The organism is Streptomyces globisporus (genome assembly GCF_003501885.1).
GTDB lineage: Bacteria > Actinomycetota > Actinomycetes > Streptomycetales > Streptomycetaceae > Streptomyces > Streptomyces globisporus_D.
The window spans coordinates 1-5,483 of the sequence record NZ_QWFA01000294.1 but is presented as its reverse complement, the minus strand read 5'-3'; the positions used below and the strand labels follow the sequence as shown (position 1 = coordinate 5,483).

At 71.3% G+C, this 5,483-nt stretch carries 4 protein-coding genes and 1 pseudogene; all 5 read right to left on the bottom strand.

What is annotated here, in order from left to right; all coding sequences use genetic code 11:
* Positions 1 to 49: 49 nt before the first annotated feature.
* A complete protein-coding gene (locus tag D3105_RS32165) occupies positions 50 to 862 on the bottom strand; it encodes an LLM class flavin-dependent oxidoreductase (protein ID WP_118906382.1) in 813 nt (270 codons plus the stop codon).
* A gap of 11 nt (positions 863 to 873) precedes the next feature.
* Positions 874 to 2,274: a dihydropyrimidinase gene (gene hydA, locus D3105_RS32160; RefSeq protein ID WP_118906381.1), complete on the bottom strand. Its 1,401-nt coding sequence runs from the start codon at positions 2,272 to 2,274 to the stop codon at positions 874 to 876.
* Between the two features lie 97 nt (positions 2,275 to 2,371).
* Entirely contained in the window at positions 2,372 to 3,655 is a 1,284-nt protein-coding gene (locus D3105_RS32155) for an aspartate aminotransferase family protein (RefSeq protein WP_118906380.1), read from the bottom strand.
* A complete protein-coding gene (locus D3105_RS32150; RefSeq protein WP_118906379.1) occupies positions 3,652 to 4,494 on the bottom strand; it encodes a nitrilase-related carbon-nitrogen hydrolase in 843 nt (280 codons plus the stop codon). Before D3105_RS32150 ends, D3105_RS32155 begins: the two co-directional genes overlap by 4 nt.
* Before the next feature lie 195 nt (positions 4,495 to 4,689).
* Positions 4,690 to 5,483: pseudogene (locus D3105_RS35605) on the bottom strand (hypothetical protein); the annotation flags it as partial.

The window sequence follows — 5,483 nt, the reverse complement described above, 5'->3', positions numbered from 1 at the left end:
ATGCGGGCGGGGCGCGTGCGGACGGGCAGCGGGGGGGCGGAGACGAGGTTCAGTCGGTCAGGGCGGGGATGATCTCGGCCCCGTAGGCGTCGATGGTCGCCTCGCGGGCGTCGTGCATGTTGTAGACGGCGAACTGGTCGACGCCGAGGTCCTTCAGGTGGCGCAGCTTCTCGATGTGCGCCTCGGCGGGGCCGAGGAGGCAGAACCGGTCGACGATCTCGTCGGGGACGAAGGCGGTGTCCGGGTTTCCGGTGCGGCCGTGGTGGCTGTAGTCGTAGCCGGAGCGTCCTGCGATGTACGCGGTCAGCTCGTCCGGCACCATCCCGGAGTGTTCGCCGTAGCGGGCGACCAGGTCCGCGACGTGGTTGCCGACCATCCCGCCGAACCAGCGGCGCGGCCATCCACACGGGCCCATCCACACGGGCAGCCGCCCGTCCTTCACCCAGGGGATCTGCACCGGCTGCCCGTCGACCGTCGCCTCCCGGCCCTCGGCGAGGTCCCGGATGACGTCGATGGACTCGCCGAGGCGGGCCAGGGTGTTGGGCCGGCGGCCCGCGACGCGCATCGCGGAGTCGCCGCGCCCGATGCCGCAGACGGTGCGGTTGCCGTACATGTCGTTCAGGGTGGCGAAGGTGGAGGCGGTGACCTCCCAGGTGCGGGTGCCCGGGTTGGTCACCATCGGGCCCACGGTCAGCTTCTCCGTGTGCTCCAGGATGCGGCTGTAGATGACGAACGGCTCCTGCCAGAGCACCGCCGAGTCGAAGGTCCAGCCGTAGCGGAACCCGTTGCGCTCGGCGCGCCGCATCAGGCCGACGACGGCGGAGGCGGGCGGGTCCGTCTGGAGGACGAGGCCGAAGTCCATGGCGGGATCTCCTAGTCGAGGTACTGACAGGTGGCGCGGGGGGTGTAGATGCCGTGGCCGGCGCGGCCGGTGAACTTCCGCCCGTCGATCACGACTTCGCCGCGCGAGAGCACGGTCTCGACCTGGCCGGTGATGCGTTTGCCCTCGTACGCCGAGTAGTCGACGTTCATGTGGTGGGTCTCGGCGGAGAGGGTCTGTTCGGCTTCCGGGTCGTAGATGACGATGTCGGCGTCGGCGCCCGGGGCGATGGTGCCCTTCTTGGGGTAGAGGCCGAACATCCGGGCCGGGGAGGCACAGGCGATCTCGATCCAGCGGCGGCGGGTGATGTGCCCGTCCACGACGGCCTGGTGCAGCAGGTCCATACGGTGCTCGACGCCCGGCATGCCGTTGGGGATCTTGGAGAAGTCGCCTCGGCCCATCTCCTTCTGCCCGGAGAAGCAGAACGGGCAGTGGTCGGTGGAGACGACCTGGAGTTCGTTGTTCCGCAGGCCCCGCCACAGGGTCTCCTGGTGCTCCTTGGGGCGCAGCGGGGTGGAGCAGACGTATTTGGCGCCCTCGAAGTCGGGCTCGGCGAGGTTGTCGGTGGAGAGGAACAGGTACTGCGGGCAGGTCTCGCCGAAGACGGGGAGGCCCTTGTGGCGAGCGGCGGCGATCTCCTCCACGGCCTCGTCGGCGGAGACGTGGACGACGTACAGCGGGGATCCGGCGACCCGGGCGAGCTGGACCGCGCGGTGGGTGGCCTCGGCCTCCAGGGCGACCTTGCGGACGTCGCCGTGGTAGCGGGGGTCGGTGTGCCCGGCGGCGAGGGCCTGCTCGACCAGGACGTCGATGGCGATGCCGTTCTCGGCGTGCATCATGATCAACCCGCCGTTGCCGGAGGCCTGTTGCATGGCGCGCAGGATCTGGCCGTCGTCGCTGTAGAAGACACCGGGGTAGGCCATGAACAGCTTGAAGGAGGTGACGCCTTCGGAGACGAGGCGGTCCATCTCCTTGAGCGAGGACGGGTTCACGTCCGCGAGGATCATGTGGAAGGCGTAGTCGATGGCGCAGTTGCCGTCGGCCTTGGCGTACCAGGCGTCGAGCCCTTCGCGCAGGGACTTGCCCACGCTCTGGATGGCGAAGTCGACGATGGTGGTCGTGCCGCCCCAGGCGGCGGCGCGGGTGCCGGTCTCGAAGGTGTCGGCGGCGTACGTTCCGCCGAACGGCATCTCCATGTGGGTGTGCCCGTCGACGCCGCCCGGGATGACGTACTTGCCCGTCGCGTCGATCCGCCGGTCGGCGCTCCAGCTCTCGGCGGCGTCGGTCCCGTGGGCGGCGAGCGCGACGATACGGCCGCCCTCGACGAGCACATCGGCGTGGATCTCGTCGGACGCGGTGATGACCAGGCCACCGTGGATGACGGTGCGACTCATGGGATCTCCTCAACTCGGGGAGCCCCGCACCGGCCCGGTGGGCACCGGCGCCGGGGCGGCCCCGCGCGGTTCGAGTACGTACGGGCCGGGGCGGGGGTCAGCCCGCCGCGTGCAGGGCGTCCGCGAGGATCGCCGCGCCTTCCTCGGCCTCGGCGACGGTCAGGGTCAGCGGCGGGGCGATGCGGAGCACGCTGGTGTTGTGGCCGCCGCCCTTGCCGATGAGGAGCCCGCCGGCGCGGGCCGCTTCGAGGACGGCCGCGGCGGCCTCCGGGTCCGCCTCGTCGGTGCCGGGCCTCACCAGCTCGATGCCGATCATCAGGCCCCGGCCGCGCACTTCGCGTACGGCGGGGGAAGCGGCGGCGATGGACCGCAGCCGTTCGATGAGGAGTCCGCCGACGCGCCGGGCGTTGCCCTGGAGGTCGTGTTCCAGGAGATACGAGAGGTTGGCCAGCGAGGCGGCCATGGTGATCGGTGAACCGCCGAACGTGGAGATGGAGTTGGCGTCCAGGCAGTTCATCACCTCGGCGCGGGCCACCACTCCCCCCACCGACATGCCGTTGCCGATGCCCTTGGCGAAGGTGAGGATGTCCGGCGGCCCGTTCTCGGCGTGCGCCTGCCAGCCCCAGAAGTGCTCGCCGGTGCGGCCCCAGCCGGTCTGCACCTCGTCGGAGATCCACAGCACCCCGTGCTGGTCCAGGACTTCGCGGAACGCGGCGAACAGCCCGTCGGGCGGGGAGGTGAACCCGCCGACGCCCTGGATGGGTTCGGCGATCAGGGCCGCCGGGTTGCGAGTGTGCCCGAGGAGGTCCTCCAGATCGGCGACGCAGGCCCGGATGAACGCCTCGTCGCTCAACTCGGCGTACGGCCCCCGGGTACGGACGCCACCGTGGACGTACAGCGTCTGGAGCGGGGACAGACTCGTGGGCGACCAGGCCTGGTTGCCGGTGATCGAGACGGTGGAGAACGACCGTCCGTGGTAGCTGTTGCGCATCGCGAGGATCTGGTTGGACCTGCGGTACGCGGTGGCGAGCAGGAGGGCCGTGTCGTTGGCCTCGGTGCCGGAGGTGGTGAAGAAGACCCGGGCGTCGGGGATGCCGGAGAGGGTGGCGACCCGCTCAGCCATCTCCACCATGGGGCGGTTGAGGTAGAGCGTGGAGGAGTGGATGATCCGCCCGGCCTGCTCGGCGACCGCCTTGGTCACCTCGGGCAGGGCGTGGGCGGTCATGGTGGTGAGGATGCCGCCGAAGAAGTCGAGGTAGCGGCTGCCGTCGGCGTCCCAGACGTGGCGGCCCTCGCCGTGGGTGAGCTCGATGGGGTGGCGGTAGTAGAGGGCCAGCCACTCGGGGCTGACGGCGAGATGGCGCTCGTACAGTCCGCTCACGGCTCCACCAGCCCGTCGTAGGCGTCGGGCCGTCGGTCCCGGTAGAAGGCCCACTGGGTGCGGACCTCCTCGATCAGGTCGAAGTCCAGGTCGCGGACGACGAGTTCCTCCTCCTTGTCGCTGGCGACCTCCCCGACGAACCGGCCGCGCGGGTCGACGAAGTAGCTCGTGCCGTAGAAGTCGTTGTCGCCGTACTCCTCGCGGCCGACGCGGTTGATCGCGGCGACGAAGTACTCGTTGGCGACGGCGGAGGCCGGCTGTTCCAACTGCCAGAGGTGGCTGGAGAGTCCGCGCGACGTGGCCGACGGGTTGTACACCAACTGGGCTCCGCCGAGTCCGAGTTGCCGCCAGCCCTCGGGGAAGTGCCGGTCGTAGCAGATGTAGACGCCGACCTTGCCGACGGCGGTGTCGAAGACCGGCCAGCCGGCGTTTCCGGGCTTGAAGTAGTACTTCTCCCAGAATCCCCTGACCTGCGGGATGTGGTGCTTGCGGTACTTGCCGAGGTAGGAGCCGTCGGCGTCGATCACGGCCGCGGTGTTGTAGTAGAAGCCGGACTGCTCGATCTCGAAGACCGGGACGACGATGACCATGCCGGTCTCGCGGGCCAGGTCCTGCATGCGCTGCACGGTCGGCCCGTCGGGGACCGGCTCGGCCCAGCGGTAGTGCTCGGGCTCCTGGACCTGGCAGAAGTAAGGGGCGTTGAACACCTCCTGGAAACCGATGATCTTCGCCCCCTGCCGGGCGGCCTCGCGCGCGTGCTCCTCGTGCTTGGCAATCATCGATTCGGTGTCGCCGGTCCAGGTCGCCTGGACGAGTGCGGCGCGTACGACGTGGGACATGAGCTGCTCCTTCGACGCGGCGTCAGAGAGCCTGCACGCGTTCTCTACGCACGTAGATCGGTGCATGGATGGAGAACGTAAGCCCCTCCGTCCGGCGGGGCAAGACCATCGCCGTGAACCGGCGGAGTCGATCATGTTTCGCACCCGACCGGTCCACATCGGACACGCGGGGGATCCTCGGTGGTGTTCCGTTGCTCAGACCCCCGGCACGCCCGCCACCCGCAGCGCGTGGACCAGGTCCCACTCCGCCTCCCCCGACACCTCGCGGGCCGCCGCCAGGAGGAGCGGCAGCAACCGGGTCCCGCCGGACAGGGCCAGCTCGGCGGCTTCCTGCGGAGTGTGTACGCGGACGAAGGCGCCGAGCAGGTCCCGCGCCCGGTCCGCACGGCTCGCACCGTCCAGGGCGAGCGCCGCGTGGGCCACCTCGGCGGCGGGCCGGGCCACCCCCTGGCGCAGGAGCAGCCCACAGTCCGCCTCCCGCCCGGCTGCGGCCAGCGCACCCGCCGCGGCGGCGAACCCGGCGGGCGGGAGCGAGGACGCCTCCCAGAGCAGGGTCGTCCAGTCGGCGGCCAGGCCGGCGCGGTGCAGGGCGAGGGCGAGCAGCGGCAGCCGGGGCGCGGGCCAGGCCACGACCTCGCAGAGCACGACGTGCGCCTCGCCGCTGCGGCCCTCGGCGCGCAGCCGCACCAGCTGGGCCACGGCCGCGGCGACGGCCTGCCCGGCGCCCGGATCCGGAACGACCGGATCCGCGGACCCGTCCGTGCCCCGGTCCCGCCCGACGCGCCCCCGGCCCCAGCCTGTATGGCCCCCGGGGCTTTCGTGGACCTCCGCCGCCGCGCCGCCGAAGCGGGCGCCGCGTGGGGCCGGTGCGCCGGAGTGTTCGGGTTCGGGTGGGCCGGGCAGCGGCGAGGGGGCGCAAGCGGCCACCTCGTCATCGACGTCCAGACCGGCGAACCGGGCGCCGCGGGGCTTTTTGCGGCGGGGGGTGG